The organism is Kosakonia sp. YIM B13571, from assembly GCF_042788095.1.
GTDB classification, from domain to species: domain Bacteria; phylum Pseudomonadota; class Gammaproteobacteria; order Enterobacterales; family Enterobacteriaceae; genus Kosakonia; species Kosakonia quasisacchari.
The window spans coordinates 422,004-447,656 of sequence record NZ_JBHZPL010000004.1; the positions used below are offsets into that span (position 1 = coordinate 422,004).

Sequence of the window (25,653 nt, forward strand, 5' to 3'; positions counted from 1 at the left end):
TCCCTCAATCTGCTGCATGTTCTGCGGGTTCGTGGGTTTCTGCATCAAGATCAATTCGCCCCTGAATCTGGACTTTTATCGATGGAATAAGCTCCGAAAAGGCAAGCACCGGAACAGGCGTGAACGACTCCCGTAGCAGACCGGAAAGCGGGCCACGCAACTCAGGCTCGACAAGCAGCACGCAAGGGATGTCTTCATCGGCAGGAAAGCACTGCGCTAAACGGGAAAGTAACGCTTCATGCATAACCGAAGAGAGCGTCATCGGCTGCGCACCCGCCGCGTTTAATGCCTGGCGGAACACCGCTTCCGTGGCGGGCGCCAGTAACCAGCTATTCAGCGTTTCATTTTGGCTGTACTGGTAACAAATCTGCTCTCTCAGCGCGTGGCGAACCTGCTCGGTTAACACCATCAGGTTGGATTCATGGCGGCTATTTTTAATCAATGTCTCGGCAATCAGGCGCAGCGGTCGCAGGGTGACATGTTCAGCGGCCAGCCGCTGCAATACCGCCGAAAACCACGCGATAGGCAAACATCTTTCGAGTTCATCGGCCAACTCAGGCTGCTCACTTCGCAGCCAGTCAACCAACGCTTTGCTCTCTTGTAAGCCGACAAATTTCCACCCCGTTGACAAGATGGCCCGCTGTATCCTGGCGAGGATCAGATCGCCAGAAGTGCGCTGTTCATTCTCGTACTGAGATAAGCGGTGATCGTCAACATCAAACCATCGCAAGGTTTGCTCTTCACGCTCTTCAAGCCCTGGCGTACCGTCATCTTCAGCAACCAGCGCGGCTTTGACAGCGCGCTTGTTGGCATCATACGTTGCGCGAATAACCGGCACTTCATACACGCAAAAACGAAATTCATCGAGCGCAAGCTGCTCATTACCTTCAAGCTCGAAAGAGGGCAGTGTGAGGCCATATTCAAAAACAGCGTCGTTGCGTAACGCATACATGCGCTGCAGCAGTTGTTCAAACTCCGGCTGTTGCTGATGCTGTGGGTGAAATTGCATCAGGTAGGGGCGCAACGGAAAAAAGCGGCGAACATTTTCATAACCCATCAGTTCTGTCGCATTATCTGGCTCAGCGCCGACAAAAGAGGGATTAGGCTGCCCGGCCATTTCCATCATGCTCTTTTGTTGCCGGGTAAGCAGGAAGGCTAACGTCAGGCAGAGCAAACTCAGGGTGGTGAAAAGCATTGCTGGCATGCCTGGCACCACCGCAAACAGCGCCATAATAATGCCGCAATAGATCCAGGCTTTTGGATGGCGCGTTAACTGCCAGATTATCTCACCGCCAATATTGACGCCGGAGGCTGCATTATCGGAATTGACGCGCGTAATAATAATGCCCGCAGCCAGCGAGATCAGCAGCGCCGGGATCTGCGCCACCAGGCCATCACCAATGCTTAAAATCGAGTAGATATGCATGGCGTCGGCGGCGGACATTCCGTGTTGCAAAATGCCAACGGAAAAACCGCCGATTAAGTTAATAAAAACGATGATAATCCCGGAAATAGCGTCACCTTTGACGAATTTCATCGCGCCGTCCATGGCGCCAAAAAGCTGGCTCTCTTTCGTCAACTGTTCGCGGCGAACCCTGGCATCTGCAGTATCAATCAGGCCCGAGCGTAAATCGCTATCAATGGCCATCTGCTTACCGGGCATCGCATCCAGATTAAAACGCGCAGAAACCTCCGCAACGCGCTCAGCTCCTTTAGTAATGACCAGGAAGTTAACAAGCGTCAGAATCAAAAAGATAACCAACCCGACAGCCAGGTTGCCGCCGGCGACAAAATTGCCGAATGTTTCAACGACATGACCTGCATCATGCTGCAATAAAATCATGCGGGTCGTGGCAACAGATAATGCAAGGCGGAACATGGTTGTCAGCAGTAAAACTGCCGGAAACGTAGAAAAAGCCAGCGGATGTGGCATAAATAATGCCTGGATGGCCAGCAACGTGGCAATACAGATATTCAGTGACAACGCCGTATCAATAATAAAAACCGGCAGTGGTAAAACCATCATAAAGACAATCGTCATGACGATAACCGCACCAATGAGCTCAGTCTGGTTAACCATTCTCACAGCCAGCTTCGTGAAAAACATTCTCATGAACACCACATATATTGATATTGAGCGAATAAGTCACTTTTATTAAGCATCGATAATCTACCCAGAATGAGATAACACTCCGGCAATCGACACTTTTCAAATCAACGCAAAAGGCAACGCATCTTCATTAGTGTGCATAACGCGTAAATCTGTACAAAAGAAAATGCTTAAAAAAAACATCAAGCATTATGGGGAAAATGATTACCCTCCCCACGACGCACATTGAATAAAAAACCCCGACTCTATTTATGCATATTTAAAATAATCTTCAAGCCAACCAGGCAGATTTGCATTTAATTGCCACTCATAAGTGAACAAGCAATAAATGGATAATATAAAGGGAATTTTTATGGGGAAGTTACCCATCAGCGTTAATAATGAATCGATGTATAAAAATTCATTCGATATAGATGAGTTAGTCACAAACACCACGACCAGACTCAGGAAATTCATCAGTCGTCGGGTTTACAATCAGAGTGATGTAGATGACCTTGTACAAATGACTTACCTTGAAGCATTTCGCAATCAACATAAGTTTATTGGTGCGTCCAGTAAAGAAACCTGGTTATTTGGTATTGCATCTAATCTGGTACGTAATCATTTTAAAAAGACATTTAGTAAACCTGAGACGGTGGCACTGGATGATGTCAATTTTTTAATTTCCGATCAGATATTCAACCCTGATTATATCAACGAACATAAAATACAACTTTCTGAAACCATTGCCATGGTCGATAAGTTGCCGCTCAAAATGCAAAGCGTCATCTACCATATTATGGATTCAGATACCAGTTATCACGACGCTGCCGAGCAATTAGGCATTCCCATTGGAACAATACGTTCCAGGCTCTCCAGAGTCCGTAAAATACTCAAGAATAATCAGGAAGAAGGGTAATTAATGGAAATAAAATTAGATGAGCGGATCTTAAAGCGCTTGCCTCGCGGGCTAAGAGTTGCGCAAAAAAGCGATATTGAAGCCATGACCATGATTTTTAATGAGACAGCGAATACCGGCGCTAATTCTCCCGTAACAAGACTGATCACCGTAAAAGAGCTGGGTTTTTATATCGAACTTTATCAACAAGACAAATTGCCGGTGTATGTACTGGAGCGCGATGGGGAAATCGTCGCATGGCTGTCAATCAACCGCTTTAGCTGGGGAACATTAGCTTGTCGGCAAACCGGGGAAATTGCCTTGTATGTTCGCGCGGATCGCTGTGGCAGCGGCATTGGCGTTCATCTTGGGCTGGCGGCGCTGCTGCTTGGCCGTGAATATGGGTTTGAAACTATGGTCGCGTGGATTATGGCTTCTAACCTTGCCAGCCAAAGAATTGCTAAATATCTCGGCGGTGAACAATGGGCTTTCTTACCCAGAATTGCCCGTTTCGGTGAACAACGCGCCAGCGTCATGCTGTTTGGTTTCCGGCCAGACCTGCGTCTTTATAAATAAAAAAGGGAATAATGGATATGCTAAAAATGGACTCGGTGCGTAGCCAGTTAGATAGTAAATTCAAACAAGCCAGCAGTGATTTTCAGACCTCAGCAAAAAACATGAACGGCATGTCAATGGGCGACTGGCTCACGTTCCATCAGCATATGAAACAATATTCTTCAGCCACCTGGGCTGCGAACCAGGAAGTGACGCTCAATCACAACCTGGCTCGCTCAATTATCAACGATGGTCGATAAGCCAACAGGTGACATGTATGAAATTATACTGGCGTGTTTTTTATTCACCTATTTCGCATTGCACCAGGTTATATAAACGATGCGCAACGCTAACCCTGATATTATTAACAGTTTTTATAAATCAACATGCCGTTGCGGCTGTGCCCGCCGTATTAAATAGTGGTGAATTCTCTTACCAAAACACCCCTGCACCGTTAAATAAAGTGTTGGAGGATTTTGCTCATGCCTTTTCACTACGTTTGGTTATAGATCCAAAGATTTCGGCAGAGGTAAAGAATAAACTACGCGCCAATACCGCTCAGCAATTTATTGAACGTCTGGCGCTTGAATATAACTTACAGTGGTTTATTTTCGAGGATAAATTATACGTCAGCAGTAAAACGGATCAGCAATCGCTAAAAATTAAAGTCTCTGGCGAGTCGATTGATAGCCTTAAAAAGGCGTTAACGGATATAGGACTATTGGAAAAGCGATTTGGCTGGGGAGAACTGCCGGAGAGCGCCGAAATATTGGTAAGCGGCCCCACCGAATATGTCAACTTAATAAAGATGTTTGCTGAGCAGCCTGATGCCAGTAAAAACAAAGAGGGCGCTTTCGAAACCATGTTCTTTCCTTTACGGTTCGCAGAGGCGGCCGATATCCGGGTTGAATATCAAAATGAACTGATCACCATTCCAGGCGTTGGCACAATATTATCGGAGTTATTAGATGCAAAAAAATCCTCGCCACAGCTTCAACGGTACAATTATCCAGGCGCACTCGATGCCGGTGAGAGCAAAAACCCGTTTAATAATAGATTAGGCGCTTCGTTTTCAGCACTGACTGACCGCATTTCACTGGCGCCCGCACTGCCCGCGTCCACCGATGACAAACCGAAAATCGTGGTCAGTACACGCAGCAATGCAATCCTCATTCAGGACAACCCCGCCAAAAGGAATGAGTATGCGCAGCTCATTGAAAAACTCGATGTGCCACTGAGATCGGTCGCCATCGACACGCTGGTTATCGACATGGATAACCGCCAGGTTCTCAATACCGGCATGCAGGAAAAACGGTTAAGCCGCAGAGGCAGCGTTTACGATGAGGTTATTAACGGCAACAAATCTGTCCTTAACGCGCAGGAGATGAAACGATTTCAGGCTGAAATTCAAAAAATTGTCGAACAAGGCGGCGCGTCGTTAACCGCTCGCCCTTCACTGACAACGATGGAGAATTTTCCGGCTGTCTTTAATTTTAGTAATCAAAATCGACAAGCGACAAAAGATGACACGCTTTCTACTGCATCCAACGGTGCGGTGTTGCAAATTACACCCCGTGTTATCGCCAGTGACAAACTGGAAGCGTTGCAGATAAAAGTCAATATGTATAACAAAGGGACAACGCCGTCGCTTGAAAATAACAACAAGACGGGCAATCTCAGCACGCTGGTAACGGTCGATGAGGGTGATTCGTTAATCATTGGCGGATTATCTGTACATGAGAAAAAGAATACCGGCGTCAACTTGCGGGAAAGTGAAAATCGGCAACGGTTTATTATCATTACGCCTAAAATCATCCAAAAGGATGCTAATAAAGAAAAAGGCAAGGTAAGAAAAACCGCAGCAGAATATGGTGGTTCGTTTTCCAAAAAAATGTATAAGCGGATCTTCGATGATATCACCAGACTATCCAGCGGCAATATTTCACCCGGTGCATCACCCACTATCGATGATATAACCATTGAGGATGTTTGCGATATTAACTGGCCACTGACCGTGCTGGCTGGAAACGTTAAATCGCTGGCAACGCAAGAATATACCATTTCTTCATCATTAATAAAAAACGCGGGGCAGCAATCTGTTGTATTTCATGATGCCGATTGTGATAACGATGAAAATATCATGATCGTCCCTTACCCTAACGCACCTATATCACCTGGTGCTTATATCGAAATTTATATAGCCAGGAAGACCGAGGCACAGAAATAACCTCATTCAAAGATCGTGAAGGAGCCCTACAATGAAAATTAACCCATTAACCCCTGCCATTATTAATACGCCGGTGGAAAACAGACAAGATCCTGGCATTGAGAAACGGGACCGCCGGGATATTCCCACTGGCTCTCTATACACCGGCCCGCAAAACAACAATGATGATCGCCCTGTCCGCCCCGATGCCCGCTCGCTGGTCTTTACTCCCGATCCGCGTGGTGAAGGGTATCCCTCCATTGAAAAACAGATTGCCGGGCAGATGATCCGCCAGCGCGAAGGGCAGACCAGCGAGTCCGGCTTTACCGCATCTTACGGCGCGCCTTACGAGGCGCGAAAATCCCTCCTCGCTTATGGCCTTTCGGCGGCAGGCATTCATGATCCGGCCAGCCTGTCCGATGGCGGGCACACCCAGATGCAGCAGACAACAGCCCTGCTGGATAACGTCCGCGGGCAGTATGCCGCCTCCCCGCAGGCGCACTATGACGCGCAGGGCAACACGCGCACGCCCTCCCTGCTGGTGGCGGCGGCGCGGGATTTTTTCGACCAGCAGATTAATACCGGTGCGCAGTACAAAACCAACACTCACGACGACGTTCCCGGCCTCGAAGGCAGGGCGCTGGCGCAGTACAGCGACCGCGATAAAGTGCAGTCGCTGCGCCATTTTGCCGGGCAGCCGCTGCGTACCGAACAGAATGAACCCACCAACGCTGAGCGGGTGATGAAAGATCTCAGCGCGCTGCTGATGCTCGACGGTATCGCAGCGGAAGCCGGCGCTATAGCGGAATTCTTCACTGAAAAAGCGGTGGCCACGGAAGGCCGGAGCGCGCTGGCCACGCTGCGCAACACCGCAGAACAGGCTACCGCCGGGGAAGCCGGTGTGGCGATAACCAGCGAAGCCGGTACAGCGGCGGCGGAGGTGGCAATGGCCGGCGAAGCCAGGGCAGCAGCAGCCGCTGAAGGAGCGATATCTGGAGAAGCCAGAGTCGCTACTGAAGGAGCCGCAGCCGGAGAAACCGGAGCAGCAGCAGGAGTAAACCGGCTGCGTCCTTCGCTGGCGGGCGATATCAGCCAGTACGCAGTGAACGATGGCGAGGCACTGCTTAAGGAGAGCCGCGCCAGCGCCGGAGGAATTCACCAGGTTAAGGACGCGGCCGGAAATGACCGCTGGCTGCTGCGCTACCGCGAGGGAGCGGGTGAAAGCAAGGTGTACGAAGTGGGGCAGGATTTCCGGCCAGGTGAAGGCCGGGCGCGGATTATCGACCCGCAGACCCGCCAGCCGGTGCTGACAGTGCAGTCGGGCAACGGCGAGTGGCAGCGCAGCACATTGCCCGGTGGAGTCAAGCCGCGCACCAATACCGAACCACAAACCGGCCTTGCCGCGACTGCCGGAACATCAGGCGGCAGTGCGCTTTCCTCTGCTCGCCAGGAAAAATTTTCACCCGTCAGCGAAGAGCTTCGCGAGTTGTATATGAGGCCTGATGAAGGGCAATACCGGGCCAGAACGCCAACAGAGAAAGCAGCCGATGAAAAAATCCTTCTGAATTTAAACTCGGTAAAAAACAGGCAAGAGTCAGCTATTCTTGCGGAATATATTGAAGGGGGAGATGGAACTTACCGCACTATCAATAATCATTTGCGGCATATTAGCCCCTCTGCCGAAGGTGAAACGCTGGCAACAGAATTAAAATCAGCCGTATCAAAATTAAATGATTATGACGCACCGGCATACCGAGCTGCGACAGTTCCCGCGGGTACGTATGGTAATAAAATAAAAGTCAACGATGTGGTGACCGATGCAGGATTTATGTCCGCATCCGCATTACCGCAGAACTCAATAAATTGGCTTGAAACCTGGACTGGACAATTTGAAAAGCAATCTACCGACAAAGTGCTTTTTATTTTAGACCAAACCACGCCAAAAAAAATGGCTGCCGGAGGCATGCTTCCTGATCATATTTTAGTTAACCCCAACACGCCTTTAAAAGTTAAAGAGATTCACGCCCTCGAAGGAAATGCATCACGCGACCCCATAACCATTGTCAGATTGAAAGATGCAGAACACCCTTTCAGGCATGATATTAAGAATATTTTTTCCGGAAATATTGAATTACCCGCCGTTGAGGTGCCATTCCTGAAAAAATTAGGTATTCGTCATTAATTTGGCGACCTGAAGTACGACATCTTTTTTATTTGTGCAAAAGAGGTGGTTATGAAAATCGATTCTGTATCAATTCCTGTTTTTCCCCAGCCGATAATCCGCGAGGAAACCTCCGCCAAAAACAAACGCGACATTCCTACCGGCGCTTTATACACCGGCCCGCAAAACAACAATGATGATCGCCCTGTCCGCCCCGATGCCCGCTCGCTGGTCTTTACTCCCGATCCGCGTGGTGAAGGGTATCCCTCCATTGAAAAACAGATTGCCGGGCAGATGATCCGCCAGCGCGAAGGGCAGACCAGCGAGTCCGGCTTTACCGCATCTTACGGCGCGCCTTACGAGGCGCGAAAATCCCTCCTCGCTTATGGCCTTTCGGCGGCAGGCATTCATGATCCGGCCAGCCTGTCCGATGGCGGGCACACCCAGATGCAGCAGACAACAGCCCTGCTGGATAACGTCCGCGGGCAGTATGCCGCCTCCCCGCAGGCGCACTATGACGCGCAGGGCAACACGCGCACGCCCTCCCTGCTGGTGGCGGCGGCGCGGGATTTTTTCGACCAGCAGATTAATACCGGTGCGCAGTACAAAACCAACACTCACGACGACGTTCCCGGCCTCGAAGGCAGGGCGCTGGCGCAGTACAGCGACCGCGATAAAGTGCAGTCGCTGCGCCATTTTGCCGGGCAGCCGCTGCGTACCGAACAGAATGAACCCACCAACGCTGAGCGGGTGATGAAAGATCTCAGCGCGCTGCTGATGCTCGACGGTATTGCCGCAGAAGCGGGTGCCATGGCGGAGTTTTTCACTGAAAAAGCGGTGGCCACGGAAGGCCGGAGCGCGCTGGCCACGCTGCGCAACACCGCAGAACAGGCCACCGCCGGGGAAGCCGGTATGGCTATAACCAGCGAAGCCGGTACCGCAGCGGCGGAGGTGGCAATGGCCGGCGAAGCCAGGGCAGCAGCAGCCGGGGCAACCAGCGCCGCTGAAGGAGCGATATCTGGAGAAGCCAGAGTCGCTACTGAAGGAGCCGCAGCCGGAAAAACCGGAGCAGCAGGAGTAAACCGGCTGCGTCCTTCGCTGGCGGGCGATATCAGCCAGTACGCAGTGAACGATGGCGAGGCGCTGATTAAGGAGAGCCGCGCCAGTGCCGGAGGAATTCACCAGGTTAAGGACGCAGCCGGAAATGATCGCTGGCTGCTGCGCTACCGCGAAGGAGCGGGCGAAAGCAAGGTGTACGAAGTGGGGCAGGATTTCCGGCCAGGCGAAGGCCGGGCGCGGATTATCGACCCGCAGACCCGCCAGCCGGTGCTGACAGTGCAGTCGGGCAATGGCGAGTGGCAGCGCAGCGCATTGCCCGGCGGGATCAACCCGCAAACAGGCCAGCCATTGAATCCGCTAGCAGGCAAAATGTATGGCAATCCACGCGCAGACCTTCCCGAGCGGCCACTCGACCTCAGTGTCTCCCGGCCAGCATCAACATCCCGTCCAACGCCGATGGACGTTGATTCACAACCAGGCCCGTCGACAGCGCGCGACACAGCAGAAACGGAGCACCCTCTTGATCTGAGTATGCCCCGCCGCTTGCCGGATGGCCGATCGCCGGAAAACAGCCTTCCACCAACGCCCGGTACGCCGCAATTCACACCGGCGAGCAGCCGTGCGCCAACACCTGTTACCCCCTTCTCACCTGCAATATCAGAAGGCTATTCCGCAACGGCTCTCCCGCGAACACCTGGCGCATCCCTGTTTGGCTCAGAGAGTAGAAGTTCTCCCCTTTCCCGGCCGTCAACACCTGGTACGGAAAGTGAGTCATCAATTGCCGAAATGCGATCGGGAAACAGTTCAAGGAGTAGCACCCCATCATCTGTCGCGACATCCGGAGCCGGGCACACGCCTTACGCCGACGATGCGATCAATTTCAACCCCTGGGCAGATAACATTCAGCTGCCATCAGGAAGCTATCTGAACGATCGTGGCTACATTGAGAGAAGGGATTTTAATAAATTGTACCGCGTTGAGCAGGCAGATCGGGTCGACCGGCGTGGCGATCCACAGAACGTGGGTTTCAGGGACGGAAATTACTTTGCCGGTGTAGAAAAGATGATGTCCGGCCCGGTGGTATTCGTTGCGCGAACACGGGAGGGAGCAGAACGTTTTGGCCGGGGCGAGCTGATCAATGGTTTTCATTTGTATGAAATTGACGCGCAAGGCATACCCGGCGTCTCACTTCGGGAAAATATTGAACACAATGAACAATATATGGAACTGGCAAACACCATGCAGCCCGGATATGTCGCTGGTCTGCGCAGCGTCAATCAGCTGGAAAGATTTGGCGATTACGCCTGGTCGTTCGATGAAGTTCATCTGGCCAATGACCAGGTTACGCCGAATAAAATAACCAAAATCTATTAACGCCTGCAAAATATACTGAGCCATTACCGCTGTCGTAATGGCTCAGCGATTAACCGGTTTGTCCCCTTCGCTTTCATCTGCTCCCGTGGCGGTCAAAGCGCGCTCCTCTATGGCAGAAAGAAAACGTTCGGTTAATGTCTGCCAACCGATCGTATATTTCCCGTGCGCGCTTTTCAGGCACAATTCGTCTTTGGCCTGCTGGGGATCACTCACCAGCGTCCAGAGCAGATCGCCTTGCGCTTTTAAACATTGTTCGGCCTGGTCATATTGCCGCGGATTAACGATTAACATTGCCGCGCGATTAGCTTCAGGGTGTTTTTGCAACTGTTTGAGAAGTGCTTGTATGCGTGCTTTCGCCGGCTCTCTGGCAAACGCAAGGCGCAGCGCCTGAGTAAGCAACTGTTTTGCACACTCGACAGTCTGCTTACGCATCTCTTCCCGCTCTTTTTGCCAGTCATCCAGCAATACGTGTGCCTGTTTCCATAGTGTCTTCGACACCTCTTCATACGCCTGATGGCGAATCCGCTCTGCCGCTAATTGCGCATGTTTTATCGTCTCCCTGGCGCGCAGATTGGCTATGTCGCACGCCTGTTGCGCGACAAAAAAGTTCGCTACCTCTTCTCTACGCAGCACCGGTTGTTGCACAAGAGAAGTCCCGGCGAGCAGATTAATTTTATGCACCGTTAACATGGCCGTTTTCCCTTGGGAGATGGTTCTGCATATAGGCGATGACCGCCATCCATAGCGTGGCAACCTTATGCGCGGCAAGATTGATTACTGGCTGGCGCTCGACTTCTTCCACTTTTTCTTTCGGCAGAGAAAAACGCATTCGCGACCAGACCGGCTCACCCACCCAGCCACGAAGCAAGATGATTCCGGTAATTTCCGGATCGGAAGAGAGAGGCGGTGTCCACAGCCCAGGTTTTAACCCCATAGCCAACCGACGACACCATTGCAAAGCACCTGAAGGCATAAAACGATAAGCCGATTGTGGGTGATCCACACAGACGCAAAAAAGAACTTCAAATAATAAAACACGCTGGTGTTGTAAGAGCTCAATGACGTTAATAAACGCCTCTGTTGGTTCAGGAATTGCCGTAGGTTTGACGCCAAAAAGGCTATCAATCCAGTACCTTTGGTGTGCTTCAGCATGAGTGATAACCGCGTGGATAATTTGCAACTCTTCCGGCAACGGCCAACTGTGATGACGTTTATGACGCCAGCCATCGCGCCACCAGTGAATCCATCGCAGCATGAAAATCCCTTTAATGAAATGGGTTTTATTTTTTCTGTATAAAGAAATAAAACGATACAAGTAAGCAGAGGCAACCCAGAAAATACAATATCATTGTGTTTGGCTTTTTATCTTCCGGCGCACCACCTTGCGTTTTATATTCCGCCGTGGGGATAAAGGAAATAGACAGCTTTTTATCATCGGCATCAACCATTCCCGGAATACTGCTGAGCGCCATACGCCTAATAACAGGCTGCAATTTTTCCACATGAATATCTCGATTATATTTTATAAATACCGCCGCTGAGGCGGGTTGGATTGGCTCGCCCGCAGAGATACGTTCCGGCAGGACAATATGCACCCTTGCCATAATGACGCCATCTATTTGCGATAACGTAAACTCCAGTTCCTGCGACAAGGCATAAATATAACGAACGCGCTCTTCAAGCGGTGAAGAAATCATACCTTCCTTACGAAAAACATCTCCCAGGCTAACATAGCTCTGGGAGGGCAATCCTGCGGAATGTAATATTTTCACAGCTTCAGGAAGATCGGACATGGCTATCGAAACGGAATAACCCGTTTTATCCGAATGCTTTGCGGCTTCAATACCTTTGTCCTTGAGTTCTGCAACGATGGCGTTAGCCGCTGGCTCAGCAAGCCCCTGATATAACGCCAGTTCACCCTGGCATCCGGAGAGAAAAACCACCAGGAATAACAGGGCGATGGCATTAATTGCTCTTATTAACATAATGGGTTTTTATTGTTATTGTAGGTTTGTCATTCTCTCCACGCTGTTGGTCATTTTACTGATCATTTTCGAGACAAACTGATTATTTAAATAATAGTTTGACATCGAACGATTGGCTTTCAGCACGTCATACGGATCATTGCTACCGGAGGCAGATTTTAAATCCCGTCCCGCCTGCCTGGAGAGCTTTTCTAACATATCAGATAACTGGCGTAGGATAGATTTAGTATCGGTATTGCAATCATTTCGGTCATTGCCCGGCCGATGGTGGTTATTTGAACCGGAGCAGTTATTCCCATTATTGCCTGGTCGATTGCAACCATTCCAATTATTATCAGGGCGGTTGCCACCATCCCAGTTATTATTTGGTTTATGACAATTGTTCCAGTTGTTATTTGGCTTATTGCAGTTATTCCAGTCGTTATTGGGTTTATTACAATTTTTGCCATCGTCTGGTTTACAGCAGGTATTATTATTTTCAGGCGGTTTAGGGGTGGAACCGCAGCGCGTTAACACGTTATTGGTGGTGTTGTTGTTTTGCTGAAAAACAACCTGTGGGTTGCTTACCATATTTAAAGCTGCTCTGGTAATAAAACACATAGAATACTCCTTTATCGCACAGTGCTATTTTATTGAAGCCATTTAATATTGAATGGCTTTACCCGCCTGTTGCATTGAGTTTTGCGCTTTTGTTGACGAATCGATGAACGAACTGGTGATGCCGTTAATGGTATCGGTGATCATTTTGGCTGACTGCGCCTGAGCGTTCATCATCGTTGTTGCGGCGGAAACCATATCCAGTTGTCCCATGGAAGCTAAAGACGCTCCCATTGAAGCTCCTCCGGCCATAACGTTTTCTCCTTTGTTGGTGAGTAGTGACTTGGGGTTGCTACGATTTATTGGTGGCGCTTTTTTATAAAACCGTTCATTTTTCGCAATGCGTTTTTAAACGCATGTCGTGCCGTTTGCGGGCACGGGTGTTATCTGGTTCCATAGCGCTCGCCATGTTACATTTTGGTGACATTCCACCCACTTATGCCGCTATGACCATTTCTGTGTTTTGCATCCTGCTATTCGCCGCGCTGCTGCATGCCAGCTGGAACACGATTGTGAAAGCGGGCAGCGACAAGCTCTACTCGGCCATTGCCGTCAGTGGTTCCGCCGCGTTAATCGCGCTGGTTTTACTGCCTTTTTCTCCCCAGCCGACTCTTGCCAGCGCGCCTTATCTCATTGCCAGTTGTGCCTTGCAGGTGATCTACACAGTGCTGGTCGCCAAAACCTATCAGGTAGCGGATATGAGCCAGACCTACCCGCTCATGCGCGGCACTGCGCCGCTACTGGTAGCGATAATCAGCGTGCTGTGGCTTGGTGATTCGCTCTCTAACATGGCATGGGGCGGGATTGCGGTGATCTGTTTGTCGATTCTCGGCATGGCGTTCAATGGCCGCAGCCAGTCGCGTAAAGGCATTTGGCTGGCGTTACTCAACTCCTGCTTTATCGCCGGTTATACGCTGGTGGATGGCACCGGTGTGCGCCTCGCGGGTTCGGCGCTCGGCTACACATTGTGGACATTCTTCATGAATGGCTTCTGTCTGCTGCTGTGGGCCATGTTGGCGCGTCGGCAAGAAGTGACACGCTATCTGGTAGCGAACTGGAAAAAGGGATTACCCGGCGGTATCGGCACGATGGGATCTTATGGGCTGGCGTTGTGGGCAATGACACAAGCACCGCTGGCGGTGGTGGCGGCACTGCGTGAAACCTCGATTCTCTTCGGTGCGCTGCTGGCCTTTTTGTTGCTGAAGGAGAAGGTCGCCGGGTTGCGTATCGTTGCTGCCTGCGGTATTGCCGTTGGGGCAATTTTACTGCGTCTTGCATAATGCACACTGGCAATAAAAGTTGCCGAAAATCGTTTATAAAACCTGCCTGCCGCAGCATGACCATTGCTGTGCCGCATAGTGGTTCTGTCATCTGTCTGTGATAGATTCCTCCCGCATTAAGGCTCTATTGCAGCCATATATTCTTTAATATCCCATTTTCTTAAAGTAATCATCGAAATGAAAAGGCAAAGAAACGTCAATTTGCTGTTGATGCTGGTGCTGCTGGTTGCCGTCGGACAAATGGCGCAAACCATTTATATTCCGGCGATTGCCGGTATGGCGCACGATTTAAACGTGCGTGAAGGCGCGGTGCAGAGCGTGATGGCGGCTTATCTGCTGACGTATGGCGTCTCGCAGCTGTTTTATGGCCCACTGGCGGACAGAATCGGGCGCAGACCGGTTATCCTGGCCGGGATGACTATTTTTATGCTGGCGACGCTGATTGCGTCCTCCACGCACAGCCTGACGGTGTTAATTCTGGCCAGCGCCTTGCAGGGCATTGGTACGGGCGTCGGTGGCGTGATGGCGCGAACCCTGCCGCGTGATCTTTACGCGGGTACGGATCTGCGCCACGCTAACAGCTTGCTGAACATGGGGATTCTGGTTAGCCCGTTACTGGCTCCGCTGATTGGCGGCGTGCTGAACACCCTGGTGAACTGGCGCGCCTGTTTTATTTTCCTGCTGGTACTGTGCGCGTTTGTCACCTACAGCATGGCGCGCTGGATGCCGGAAACCCGCCCTACGGACGCGCCACGCATCCGGCTTATCGCCAGCTATAAAACGCTGTTCGGTAGCGGCGCGTTTAACTGCTATCTGCTGATACTGATTGGCGGCCTGGCAGGGATTGCGGTGTTTGAAGCCTGTTCCGGCGTGCTGATGGGTGGCGTTCTCGGCCTGAACAGCGTGACGGTGAGCGTACTGTTTATCCTGCCGATTCCCGCGGCGTTTTTCGGCGCATGGTTTGCCGGGCGGCAGAATAAGCGTTTAACCACGCTGATGTGGCAATCGGTAATTAGCTGCCTGGCGGCCGGTATTCTGATGTGGATCCCCGGTTTTCTGGGTGTGATGAACATCTGGACGCTGGTAGTTCCCGCCGCGCTGTTCTTCTTCGGCGCCGGAATGTTATTCCCGCTGGCAACCAGCGGCGCAATGGAGCCTTTCCCGTTTCTCGCGGGAACAGCGGGGGCGCTGGTCGGTGGTTTGCAGAATATCGGCTCCGGCGGGCTGGCATGGCTTTCGTCACAACTGCCGCAGAACAGCCAGTTTAGTCTTGGGATGCTGATGACGTTGGCCGGGCTTTTGATCCTGCTGTGCTGGCTGCCGCTGGCGTCGCGTTTTGCTCGCCACGAACCAGCGGTTTAATCTCATGATGGCCCGGCTTCGCGTCGGGCTTGCAGCAATCTGGCGCGATCATTACCTTCAGTAACGGTTCCGGCGCGGGTCGCCATGCGCCCTCTTCACCATCATAAAATTGCGCATCAGTGTTAATCGCATAAGGGATTTTCACCTTATTCAGTTCGCAGGCCATAAAACGGGCAAACGCCAGTTGCGACTCGGTTGGCGCGCTTTTCATTGACTCGCCGACTGCCCAACCGCCAACCCAACTGGTATGGCCCGTTTTCTGCTGCCAGCGTACAGCGGTGTTGATACGCGCGCGAATGGCGGCTTTCTCCGCCGCCGTACCGGATGTCCACGGATATTTCCCGTTCGCTTTTAGCGGTCCCCAGGGAAAGATGTGCCATTCGGCGAGCAGGAAGTTCTGACTATGCGGTGGCAGCCTCAGCGAGGGCAGATCTTCAGGAGCAGCGCGCATTCGCGGCGCGATAAAAATCATGCGCTGCGGATCAATATCATGGAGCGTTCTGACAACGTTTTCATAGGCGCGATTCAGCGCAGAAAGGTCGTGATTAAGTTTATCGGCCGGTTCATAAATCACATCAAAACCGAGCGTCGGGTGATCGGTGCCAAAAAAGCTGCCGACGGTTTTCCACCACACCACCAGTTGCGCTTCATTTTTTGCGTCGGGATCGGCTTTAAAGCTATCGGCCTGGTAAGCAATAATCGGAATTACGCCATACGCTTCACAGGCTTCCACCAGTTTTCGCAGATGGATCAGGCGCGCTTCGGTCATATTATCGGCAACGCGAATACGCACATGGCGGATGCCCGCCTCGTAGAAATCACGCACCACCAGCGGGTCAAATTCACGAATTCCCCGGTCGGTACGCGCCCAATCGACATCCATTCCCACCCCCAGCTGCTGCGCGTAATGCGCCGCTGTCAGCGGGGTATCAGCGGCAAACGCAGAGGTTCCCGCCAGCAGCATAGCAACAGCAATCAGTGGCTTTAACACAGTTAACCTTGTGAAAATTGGGGGCGAATACATGTATTTAGCATGCTTTACGCCACAACGTGTAGCGGCAAAACGTAATAAATTCTCACCACGTCTGCACACTTGCACCGACGGCGTATTCCTGTTTTCTTTAACCATTCGCTTTCGATGATGAAGAACCGATGAAAAACGCCGACCTCCAGAAACGCATCCAGCGCGACCCGCTGGTACAAAGACTTATTGACCTGCAAGAAACGCGCTGGTTTAACCCTAATACTACCTCGGTTGCCGAGGCTTTGCCGCATGTTGGTCTGACACAGCAAGATGTTAGCGATGCGCACGCCCGCCTGACTCGCTTTGCGCCCTTTATTGCGAAGGCGTTTCCAGAAACCGCTGCCAGCGGCGGCATCATTGAGTCCGACGTGCTGCCGATCCCGGCGATGCAGCGCCGTCTGGGGCAAAGCATTACCGGTGAGCTGTGGCTGAAAAAAGACAGCCATTTGCCCATTTCTGGTTCTATCAAAGCGCGCGGCGGCATTTATGAAGTGCTGACCCACGCGGAAAAACTGGCCTTCGCCGCCGGGCTGCTGACGCCGCAAGACGATTACAGCCTCTTACTCTCGCCTGAATTCACCCGCTTTTTTAGCCAGTACAGTATCGCCGTGGGTTCGACCGGTAACCTGGGGCTGTCGATAGGCATTATCAGCGCGCGCCTCGGTTTTCGCGTGACGGTACATATGTCTGCCGATGCGCGCGCCTGGAAAAAAGCGCTGCTGCGCAGCCATGGTGTGGACGTGGTGGAGTATGCCGAAGATTACGGTGTTGCCGTTGAGCAAGGCCGCCGCGCGGCGCAAGCGGACGCGAACTGTTTTTTTATTGATGATGAAAACTCCCGCACGCTGTTCCTCGGCTATGCGGTCGCCGGGCAACGGCTCAAAGATCAGTTTGCCCACATCGGTAAAGTGGTCGATAAAAACCATCCGCTGTTTGTCTATCTCCCCTGCGGCGTTGGCGGCGGCCCTGGCGGTGTTGCGTTCGGCCTGAAGCTGGCCTTTGGCGATGATGTCCACTGTATTTTTGCCGAACCGACGCATTCGCCGTGCATGCTGCTTGGCGTATACACCGGCCTGCATGATGGCATTGCGGTGCAGGATTTAGGCATCGATAACCAGACCGCTGCCGATGGTCTGGCCGTCGGGCGCGCGTCGGGTTTTGTTGGACGCGCAATGGAACGCCTGCTGGACGGTTTTTACACCGTTGATGACCAAACGCTTTATAACCTGCTGGCATTACTGGCGCAGGAAGAGAACATTTTACTGGAACCGTCGGCGCTGGCAGGCATGTCGGGACCGAAACAGATCAGTGAAGCGCGCGATTACCATCAGCTTCACGGCTTTAGCCAGGCGCAACTGGCGCAAGCCACCCATCTGGTGTGGGCGACAGGTGGTGGTATGGTTCCGGCAGAAGAGATGGTGCAGTACCTGGCGAAAGCGCGCTAATTCAGCGGTGGTTGCGCAAAAAAGACATCAACTCCATCGGCGAACGCCGCTGTTTAATCAGGTCACGCATGACGCGCATATGCGGCGCGGTATGGCTGAAAAAGTGAAGGTAGCCGTGACATAACGCACTTTTTCCCTGCATAAAGCGGTGCTTCGGGCAATCACCCTGGCAAAAGCGCAGCACATCGCAGCGGCGGCAGGCATCGGGCAGGGTATTTTTTTTGCTCTGCCCAAAAGCGATAGCTTCGTGGCTGAGATTCATCTCTTTGATCGGAATGTGGTGCAGGTTGCCAAGCCGGTAATCCGGGTAAGCGTAGTGATCACGCGGATATATATCGCCGTTCGCCTCCAGCGCAAACGCATGGCCGAAGGTACATATTTGCGACGGGTAGCCGCTCCATACACCCAGCGTTGAATCAAATAGCTGAACATAAACCTGGCCGATATCCTCGCGCACCCAGCAATCAAAAACCGTGGTCAGAAAACGGCCCCACGCCTCGCCGCTCACCGATTCCGCCGTTAAATTCCCCTGCCCATCCTGTTCCACCAGCGGAATAAACTGCAAAAACGGCGTACCGAGCGTGCGCAGGTACTGGTACAAACGCAGCGGTTGCTGGCTGTTGAGATTGTTGACGACGCAGAGCACGTTGTATTCCACGCCGTGTTTTGCCAGCAATTGAATCGCGTTGACCACTTTATGGTGTGACGGCTTGCCGCTGCGGCTAACGCGCCAGGCGTCATGCATCTGCGCCGGGCCATCAATAGAGATACCGACCACCCAGCCGTGCTCACGAAAAAAGCGGCACCAGGCATCGTTTAGCAAGATCCCGTTAGTTTGAAAGGTATTTTCCGTTCGTTTGCCGTTGGCAAACTGCGTCTGTAGCGCGGCGACCCGATGAAAAAAATCCAGCCCGCTCAATGTGGGTTCGCCACCTTGCCAAACAAACGGCACAACATTGCCCGGTTGGGCATCGATCTGCTGGCAAATAAACGCCTGCAACGTGGCATCATCCATGAGCTCTTGTTGCTGCTTTTCAATGTAAAAACAGTAGCGGCAGTTAAGATTGCAGCGAGAGCTGGCGGGCTTGGCCGTAACGTGGCAGCCTGGCATGCGGTGTTCCTCAGAAAATCAGGAGTAATTGACGGATATGCGTTACAGCAAACAGTAATGCGAGGGAGAGCACCGCGAGGGAGATCAATAATTTGTCACGAACCGCACCGGATAAGACGAAATCACTTTTGTTCACATCCATTAAGATTCGTTTATGTGTGTAACGCCAAAGCAAGAGCGCCACGCACAGCAGCACCCCTAGCGTTATCCAAAACGGCAGCCCCGAATGCTGCCAGTTATGCTTAACCGCCAGCGCCATGAGCGCACCGTAGCCGAGCAATGTGCGTAGCCACGCCAGCGACGTGCGTTCCGGCTGCAAACCGGGATCTTTTTCGCGGCGCGCTTTGCGGTTATCCACCATAGAAAACCAGCCCCATCACCACCAGCGCAACCGCCAGCAAAATAACGCTTATCACCAGTAACGCACGGGTGTAGGGCAAATCCTCTTTCAGGCGCATCGCTTTTTCATTGCCTAACCAGCGCAAATAACCATACAACGCCAACCCGCCGGCGAAGAGACACAGCAGCAGCGCCAACACTTCGCGAATCAACGGTGTGGCAAATTCCGGTGCTAACTGATCCAGACCGACTCCGGCAGCCAGAAAACCGAGCGCCGTGCGGATCCACGCCAGAAAAGTACGTTCGTTCGCCAGCGAGAAACGGTAGTCCGGCGCTTCGCCAACGCGTGAAATTTTCATCAGTGCTCCTTGTTGGTGTACTGGCCAACAAAGTAGCGGATACGGTGAGTTTTTTCGACACGTTTCAGAAGGACCGGCATCCTGGCGATGCCAGTCGCGGGGATTAATGCAACTCAGGCCAGAACGCTTTATTCGCGTCGACTAAGTCATCCAAAATGGCTTTGGCGACAGTAGCGCTGGGGACAGTTTTCGAGAGCGTGATCGCCTGCCATAACTTCTGGTAAGAGCGCTGTTCCCACGCATCCACCACCAGTTTTTCCACGGCGACCTGCTGACTCATCAGCCCTTTCTGGAAATGCGGGATATCGCCAACTGTTAACGGTTGCGGGCCGTTTTTACCTACCAGGCAGGGGATTTCTACCATCGCATCGGCATCAAAGTTATGAATTGCACCGTTGTTCGGCACAATCAGCAGCATCCGCTCCTGGGTGTTGAACGCAATAGCGGTTGCCAGATCGACGATATACGACGCATGTTCGTCGATTTCCAGCTCGCCGGCCGACGATTTACCCGCTTCGATAATGGCGCGACAGGAACCAAACACCTGTTTTTCACGGTGATCCATCACTTCATTGGCGCGTGTACGCTCAGGATTGGAGTGCGCCACCACATAATCCGGAAAGAAGTAATACTTCAGATAGGTATTCGGCATTGTATCCGGGTCAAGCGCCTGCACATCTTTCGCTTTGGCAAAGGTATCGTTCCAGCTCGCTTCGGTATGCTCATCTTTTGCCGGTGGCACATAACCATTTTTCGCCACATATTCGCGTAATTTCGGCATCAAATCATTGCCGTTCAAATCCTCAATCGATGTCCACCACCCGAAGTGGTTCAGTCCGTAATATCGCACTCGCATCTGTTTGCGATCTTGCAGACCCACGATCTGCGCCATGCGCCCTTCTATCCCGATGGGCATATCGCAGATATTGAGGATTTTGGCCTGCGGACGCAGGCGGCGGGTGGCTTCCGCCACGATCGCAGCCGGGTTGGAGTAGTTCAGCATCCAGGCATTCGGCGAATATTGTTCCATGTAATCCACCAGCTCCAGCACCCCGCCGATGGAGCGCATACCGTAAGCAATGCCGCCAGGGCCACAGGTTTCCTGGCCAACAACGCCGTGGCGCAACGGGATTTTCTCATCCTGCTCGCGCATCGGATATTTACCCACGCGAATGTGCGCCATCACAAAGTCGACATCGGTAAAGGCCGTTTTCGGATCGGTGGTGTAACTAAATTCGATATCCGGTGCCTGTTCCCGAAGGATGATTTTGCAGGCCTCGGCGATGGTTTCCTGGCGCGCGCCGTCATTGTCATAGAACTTCAGCGCCCGCAGCGGAAAACGCTCGCGATTAGCCAGTAACATCAAAACGATACCTGGGGTAAATGTGCTGCCGCCACCGGCGATAACAACGGAGAATTTTTTCATGATACAGCCTCTGTCATGGTAGATGGTTCGGGGGTTAAAGGGGTTTTCATTAAGGATTCAAGCTGGTCGCGTACTTGCGGAACATGCAGGCCGACAATCACCTGGATGCCGTTGCCGCGACGTACTACACCGTGCGCGCCCAATGCTTTAAAAACGTCATCACTTTGCGTTTTCGCCATATCGACCAGTGCGATACGCAGCCGGGTGGCACAGTTATTCACGCTTTCAATATTCGTGCTGCCACCCAGCGCCTGCAGGAAACCGGCTGCCTGACCGACCTGGGTATTTGCGGCTGCCGCCGTGGTTTGCCCGCGCGCGGCTTTGTAGTCGGCTTTGCTGTAGAGTTTGATTTCGCTCTCTTCCCGGCCCGGGGTTTTCAGGTTAAAGCGCACAATCAATGTGCGGAAAACCACGAAGTAGAGCGCGGTAAAGCACAGGCCAATGGCGATTTGGGTGAACACCATCGCCGCATGGTTATGGAACATCGGGATCCAGTTTTGCGGCAGGAACTGGTCGAGCAGGCCGCCGCCCATATTGCCGACCACGCCGAAGCTGTACATCACCGTTGCCATGGACGCGGCGAGTACCGCGTGAACGGCGAACAGCAGCGGCGAGATAAACAGGAAAGTGAACTCCAGCGGTTCAGTGATCCCCACCAGTACAGCAGTGAGCGTGGCGGGGATCAGCAGGCCGGCAACTTTGACGCGGTTTTCCGGCGCGGCGGTGTACCACAATGCCAGCGCGATACCGACAGAGCCGAACACTTTGGAATTCCCGTGCAGCGCAAACCCGCCTTCCGGGAACAAGGTTTTCAGCGGCTCAGTGCTCTGGCTGAATTCTTGTAAGTGCTGCGCCCAGTAAACCTGGATGCCACCTTCCACTGCTGCCGGGCCGAAGATAAACGGGCCATAGACAAAATGGTGCAAACCGGTCGGGATCAGAATGCGTTCCAGGAAGGTATACACCCACACGCCCAGCGCACCGGCAGAGCGTAAAAAAGCCTGTAAGGATTCAATGCCCAACTGCACTTTCGGCCAGCCGAGCAGGGTTAACCACGCGCAGGGGATCATCACCAGAAAGGCGATAATCACCACAAACGACGTGCCCTGGAAAATCCCCAGAAAGACCGGTAATGGCTTCTCGAAAAAACGGTTATGAATGGCGGTCACTATGCCGGAAATCACGATCGCGCCAATAATGCTGGTATCGAGCGTTTTAATCCCGGCAATTAGCGTTAAACCGCTGCCTGCGGTCGGTTCAGCGGAGAAATCCACGCCAAAGAAGTGACCCCAGGTCATTCCCATCGCGTTGATAAAGTAGTTCCAGGTTAAAAAGCTGATCAGCACCGCGAGGCAGGCGCGCCCCTGCGCTTGCTTTGCCAGGCCAATCGGTAAGCCAACGGCAAACAGCAGCGGCATATTACGAAACACGGTCCAGCCGCCCTCTTCGATAATGTGCACAATTTGCGCAAAGAGGTTATCGGGCGCGGTTAATGCTTCACCAACGAAAAGCGGGTTGCGCAGCATAATGGCGATGCCCACCACCATGCCCGCGAAGGGAAAAAGCAGCACCGGGGTAAACATTGCGCCGCCGAAACGTTGTATTTGACTGAGCATTTTTAAATCCTCATGAAACAACCTGTAGGGGGAGAAGCCTTGTTATGTTTTAGTGGCCTGAAGTGAGCATAAGAATTCATCTTCCTGCCGGCAGGACACGCCGCTGCGTTCCGTGATCCCTTTCATGGTTTTATTTCGCCCCTTCAGGTCTACTTTTTGAATTAAAAATGGACATATCAGTGATGGCTGTTCTGATGAAGAGGCGTAAAGAGGGCTACAGGTGATCTACAAATCAATAGCCGAGCGGCTGCGTCTACGGCTGAATTCATCGGATTACAATGTCGGTAGTCCCTTGCCGGGTGAAAAAGCGTTGGCGCAGGAGTTCGGTGTGGCGCGAATGACCATCCGAAAAGCGATGGATTTGCTGGTGGTGTGGGGGCTGGTGGTGCGCCGTCACGGCAGCGGTACTTTTGTGGCGCGCAAGGATGTGCACCATGAAACAACCAACCTTACCGGGCTGGTGGAAGTGCTGCGTCAACAAGGCAAAGAGGTGCACAGCAAAGTGTTGCTGTTTGAAGTGATGCCTGCGCCACCGGCGATAGCCAGCCAGCTACGCATTCAAATCAATGAACGTATCTACTTCTCGCGCCGGGTTCGCTATGTCGAGGGCAAACCGCTGATGCTGGAAGATAGCTATATGCCAGTGAAGTTGTTCCGCACGCTCTCGCTGGCGCACCTTGAAGGGTCAAAGTTTGATTACATCGAAAAAGAGTGCGGCATAACGATTAGCGGCAACTATGAGAGCCTGACACCGGTGCTGGCGGATAAGCAACTGGCGCAAACATTGAACATACAGGAGCAAACACCGCTGCTGCGCATCACCTCCCTTTCGTATAGCGACAGCGGCGAGTTTCTTAACTACTCGGTGATGTTTCGTAACACCCGCGATTACCAGGTGGATTACCATTTGCGGCGCATCCACCCGGAAACGCCGTTAGCCCATACCCCAGAAGATCACCGCCAGTAATTGCGGCGTGATAATGCGCAGAAACATTACCAGCGGGTAGACCGTCGCATACGCGAGCGCCGCCGCCCCGCTGGTGGGGTGCAACGCGTTAGCGAAGGCCAGCGCGGGCGGATCGGTCATCGACCCGGCTAACATGCCGCATAAAGTCAGGTAGTTCATCTTCGCCAGCATCCGCGCCAACAAACCGACGGTTATTAGCGGAACGGCAGTAATAAAAATGCCGTAACACATCCATTTCACCCCATCACCGTGAGTTAGCGTGGCGATAAAATCCCCGCCCGATTTCAGCCCAACCACCGCTAAAAAAAGCACAATGCCCAGTTCCCGCAGCGCCAGGTTGGCGCTGGGCGGCATAAACCAGTACAGCTTGCCGATACTGCCGATACGCCCAAGGATCAACGCCATAATCAGCGGTCCACCGGCCAGGCCCAATTTCAACGCTGCAGGAAAACCGGGAATAAACACCGGCACCGATCCTAATAACACACCGAGGCCAATACCGATAAACACCGGCAGCATCTGCACTTGTTGCAGTTTATGCTGCGCATTGCCGACTTCATTGGCCACTGCGTCAATCGCCGAGGGCCGCCCGACCAGGTTGAGAATATCGCCGAACTGCAGGCTGGCGTCGCTGCTGGCCACCAGCTCAACCCCGGCGCGGTTAAGGCGCGAGATAACGACGTCGTAGCGCTCTTTAAAATGCAGATCGCGGATTTTCTTCCCCAGCACCTTTTCGTTGGTGACCACCACGCGCTCTACCCGCAAGTCGGTACCGCGCGTGGACAACGAGACGTCGACTTCCTGGCCGATAACCAGCTGGGCGTTATGCAAATCTTTAGGTAGACCGACCAGATGCAGCAAATCTCCGGCTTCAATCAGCGTGCCCGGTGAAGGCACCATCAACAACTCACCGCGTTTTAAGCGCGAGCAGATAATTTTATCGCTGTTGAGGATGGGCACATCCTGGATCGCCATCTTGTCGAGATTCGGGTTTTCAACGCGAATATTAATGGTGCGAATCAGCGATGTACCGTTACTGAGCGTGGCGTCGTGCTTACGCGCTTCCTCATCTACATTGACGCGAAACAGTACGCGAAGTAACCACATGCTGAGCAAAATCCCGCAGATACCGAACGGATACGCCATCGCGTAGCTCATGCCCATCTGATCCAGTACCGGACCTGCTATGCCCAAATCACGCAGGATTTGTTGCCCTGCGCCGAGCGCCGGAGTATTGGTTACCGCGCCGGAGAAAATCCCCAGCACCACCGGCAACGGAATGGCGAACAGCTTATACAAAATGGCGGTGACAAGGCCGCCGAGAAGCACGATCAGAATAGCGAACAGATTCAGCCGCAGTCCGGAGACGCGCAATGAGGCGAAGAAGCCCGGCCCCACCTGAATACCGATGGTATAAACAAACAGGATCAGGCCAAACTCCTGCACAAATAACAACATTGGGCTACTCAATGGAATGCCCAGTTGATCAACAAAGTGGCCGACGATTATCCCACCGAACAGCACACCACCAATGCCAAACCCGACGCCGCGAATCTTCAGGTTACCTATCCATAACCCAACGACAGCAACGAGTGCCAGAACGCTTACGGTTAACGCGATATCACTCATGATCTTTTCCCTGTACATGATGACTACAGGAATATTGGCAGAACCCGTAATAGCTGTATGGGTGATACCGCACAAAGCGCAGGGATTTTCTCTGCTTCGTGATGTGGCGAGAATTGCACCAGTAAAAGACGGTTGCCCCGAACCAAGGCAGCAGTGTTCAGCGGTATCGCT

The 25,653-nt window shown here is 52.5% G+C and carries 23 protein-coding genes; 10 read left to right on the plus strand and 13 right to left on the minus strand.

Annotated features, from left to right (window positions below; genetic code table 11):
• Positions 1-4: 4 nt before the first annotated feature.
• Positions 5-2,107: a type III secretion system export apparatus subunit SctV gene (sctV, locus tag ACFX4O_RS13525; protein WP_380209328.1), complete on the minus strand. Its 2,103-nt coding sequence runs from the start codon at positions 2,105-2,107 to the stop codon at positions 5-7.
• Positions 2,108-2,462: 355 nt separating this feature from the next.
• On the opposite strand from sctV, the gene ACFX4O_RS13530 reads away from it, so the two are divergent.
• From ACFX4O_RS13530 to ACFX4O_RS13555, 6 genes are read left to right on the plus strand one after another with little or no spacing between them, the layout of a single operon-like run.
• Positions 2,463-3,008 carry an RNA polymerase sigma factor gene (locus tag ACFX4O_RS13530; protein WP_380209326.1) on the plus strand — a complete coding sequence of 182 codons (546 nt, stop codon included), beginning with the start codon at positions 2,463-2,465 and terminating at the stop codon, positions 3,006-3,008.
• A 3-nt stretch (positions 3,009-3,011) separates the two neighbouring features.
• Positions 3,012-3,563: a GNAT family N-acetyltransferase gene (locus tag ACFX4O_RS13535; protein WP_131412545.1), complete on the plus strand. Its 552-nt coding sequence runs from the start codon at positions 3,012-3,014 to the stop codon at positions 3,561-3,563.
• 17 nt (positions 3,564-3,580) lie between these two features.
• Entirely contained in the window at positions 3,581-3,802 is a 222-nt protein-coding gene (locus tag ACFX4O_RS13540; RefSeq protein WP_131412547.1) for a hypothetical protein, read from the plus strand.
• A 17-nt stretch (positions 3,803-3,819) separates the two neighbouring features.
• A complete protein-coding gene (locus ACFX4O_RS13545; protein WP_380209323.1) occupies positions 3,820-5,769 on the plus strand; it encodes a secretin N-terminal domain-containing protein in 1,950 nt (649 codons plus the stop codon).
• 31 nt (positions 5,770-5,800) lie between these two features.
• Positions 5,801-7,930, plus strand: a complete 2,130-nt coding sequence (locus ACFX4O_RS13550; protein ID WP_380209321.1) for a hypothetical protein — start codon at positions 5,801-5,803, stop codon at positions 7,928-7,930.
• 51 nt (positions 7,931-7,981) lie between these two features.
• Positions 7,982-10,342 (plus strand): hypothetical protein, encoded by a 2,361-nt coding sequence (locus ACFX4O_RS13555; protein WP_380209319.1) that lies wholly within the window; start codon positions 7,982-7,984, stop codon positions 10,340-10,342.
• A gap of 42 nt (positions 10,343-10,384) precedes the next feature.
• Here the strand turns inward: ACFX4O_RS13555 and ACFX4O_RS13560 are convergent, their stop codons facing one another.
• The 5 genes from ACFX4O_RS13560 to ACFX4O_RS13580 are packed head-to-tail and all read right to left on the minus strand — an operon-like array spanning position 10,385 to position 13,158.
• Positions 10,385-11,032 (minus strand): HrpE/YscL family type III secretion apparatus protein, encoded by a 648-nt coding sequence (locus ACFX4O_RS13560; protein ID WP_380209317.1) that lies wholly within the window; start codon positions 11,030-11,032, stop codon positions 10,385-10,387.
• Entirely contained in the window at positions 11,016-11,657 is a 642-nt protein-coding gene (locus tag ACFX4O_RS13565; RefSeq protein ID WP_380221828.1) for a hypothetical protein, read from the minus strand. The genes ACFX4O_RS13560 and ACFX4O_RS13565 overlap by 17 nt, the downstream gene beginning before the upstream one ends.
• Entirely contained in the window at positions 11,623-12,327 is a 705-nt protein-coding gene (sctJ, locus tag ACFX4O_RS13570) for a type III secretion system inner membrane ring lipoprotein SctJ (RefSeq protein WP_380209314.1), read from the minus strand. The genes ACFX4O_RS13565 and sctJ overlap by 35 nt, the downstream gene beginning before the upstream one ends.
• A gap of 15 nt (positions 12,328-12,342) precedes the next feature.
• Positions 12,343-12,927 carry an EscI/YscI/HrpB family type III secretion system inner rod protein gene (locus ACFX4O_RS13575; protein ID WP_380209312.1) on the minus strand — a complete coding sequence of 195 codons (585 nt, stop codon included), beginning with the start codon at positions 12,925-12,927 and terminating at the stop codon, positions 12,343-12,345.
• A gap of 42 nt (positions 12,928-12,969) precedes the next feature.
• On the minus strand, positions 12,970-13,158 hold the full coding sequence (locus ACFX4O_RS13580) for an ATP-dependent helicase HrpA (RefSeq protein ID WP_200551124.1): 189 nt from the start codon (positions 13,156-13,158) through the stop codon (positions 12,970-12,972).
• Between the two features lie 212 nt (positions 13,159-13,370).
• Here ACFX4O_RS13580 and ACFX4O_RS13585 point away from each other — a divergent pair, with 212 nt between their 5' ends.
• Entirely contained in the window at positions 13,371-14,204 is an 834-nt protein-coding gene (locus ACFX4O_RS13585; protein ID WP_380209571.1) for an EamA family transporter, read from the plus strand.
• Positions 14,205-14,381: 177 nt separating this feature from the next.
• On the plus strand, positions 14,382-15,566 hold the full coding sequence (gene emrD, locus ACFX4O_RS13590; RefSeq protein WP_380209310.1) for a multidrug efflux MFS transporter EmrD: 1,185 nt from the start codon (positions 14,382-14,384) through the stop codon (positions 15,564-15,566).
• Here the strand turns inward: emrD and ACFX4O_RS13595 are convergent.
• Positions 15,469-16,557 (minus strand): cellulase family glycosylhydrolase, encoded by a 1,089-nt coding sequence (locus ACFX4O_RS13595; RefSeq protein WP_380209308.1) that lies wholly within the window; start codon positions 16,555-16,557, stop codon positions 15,469-15,471. The genes emrD and ACFX4O_RS13595 overlap by 98 nt on opposite strands.
• Before the next feature lie 161 nt (positions 16,558-16,718).
• Here ACFX4O_RS13595 and dsdA point away from each other — a divergent pair, with 161 nt between their 5' ends.
• Entirely contained in the window at positions 16,719-18,035 is a 1,317-nt protein-coding gene (dsdA, locus tag ACFX4O_RS13600; RefSeq protein WP_380209306.1) for a D-serine ammonia-lyase, read from the plus strand.
• Between the two features lies 1 nt (position 18,036).
• On the opposite strand, the gene ACFX4O_RS13605 is transcribed toward dsdA, so the two are convergent.
• From ACFX4O_RS13605 to ACFX4O_RS13625, 5 genes are all read right to left on the minus strand, one after another.
• A complete protein-coding gene (locus tag ACFX4O_RS13605) occupies positions 18,037-19,146 on the minus strand; it encodes an anaerobic sulfatase maturase (RefSeq protein ID WP_380209304.1) in 1,110 nt (369 codons plus the stop codon).
• A gap of 10 nt (positions 19,147-19,156) precedes the next feature.
• Positions 19,157-19,507, minus strand: a complete 351-nt coding sequence (locus ACFX4O_RS13610; RefSeq protein ID WP_380209302.1) for a DUF202 domain-containing protein — start codon at positions 19,505-19,507, stop codon at positions 19,157-19,159.
• Positions 19,497-19,844, minus strand: coding sequence for a YidH family protein (locus ACFX4O_RS13615; protein ID WP_380209300.1), 348 nt, complete (start codon positions 19,842-19,844; stop codon positions 19,497-19,499). The genes ACFX4O_RS13610 and ACFX4O_RS13615 overlap by 11 nt, the downstream gene beginning before the upstream one ends.
• A gap of 103 nt (positions 19,845-19,947) precedes the next feature.
• Positions 19,948-21,270: a 6-phospho-alpha-glucosidase gene (locus ACFX4O_RS13620; protein ID WP_131413058.1), complete on the minus strand. Its 1,323-nt coding sequence runs from the start codon at positions 21,268-21,270 to the stop codon at positions 19,948-19,950.
• The gene (locus ACFX4O_RS13625) at positions 21,267-22,886 is read right to left on the minus strand and encodes an alpha-glucoside-specific PTS transporter subunit IIBC (RefSeq protein ID WP_380209298.1); all 1,620 of its coding nucleotides are present in this window, start codon (positions 22,884-22,886) and stop codon (positions 21,267-21,269) included. Before ACFX4O_RS13625 ends, ACFX4O_RS13620 begins: the two co-directional genes overlap by 4 nt.
• A gap of 220 nt (positions 22,887-23,106) precedes the next feature.
• Between ACFX4O_RS13625 and ACFX4O_RS13630 the strand changes: the two genes are divergently transcribed.
• Positions 23,107-23,853, plus strand: coding sequence for a GntR family transcriptional regulator (locus ACFX4O_RS13630; protein ID WP_380209296.1), 747 nt, complete (start codon positions 23,107-23,109; stop codon positions 23,851-23,853).
• On the opposite strand, the gene ACFX4O_RS13635 is transcribed toward ACFX4O_RS13630, so the two are convergent.
• On the minus strand, positions 23,821-25,482 hold the full coding sequence (locus ACFX4O_RS13635; RefSeq protein ID WP_131413052.1) for a putative transporter: 1,662 nt from the start codon (positions 25,480-25,482) through the stop codon (positions 23,821-23,823). The two genes, ACFX4O_RS13630 and ACFX4O_RS13635, sit on opposite strands and share 33 nt — an antisense overlap.
• Positions 25,483-25,653: the final 171 nt, after the last annotated feature.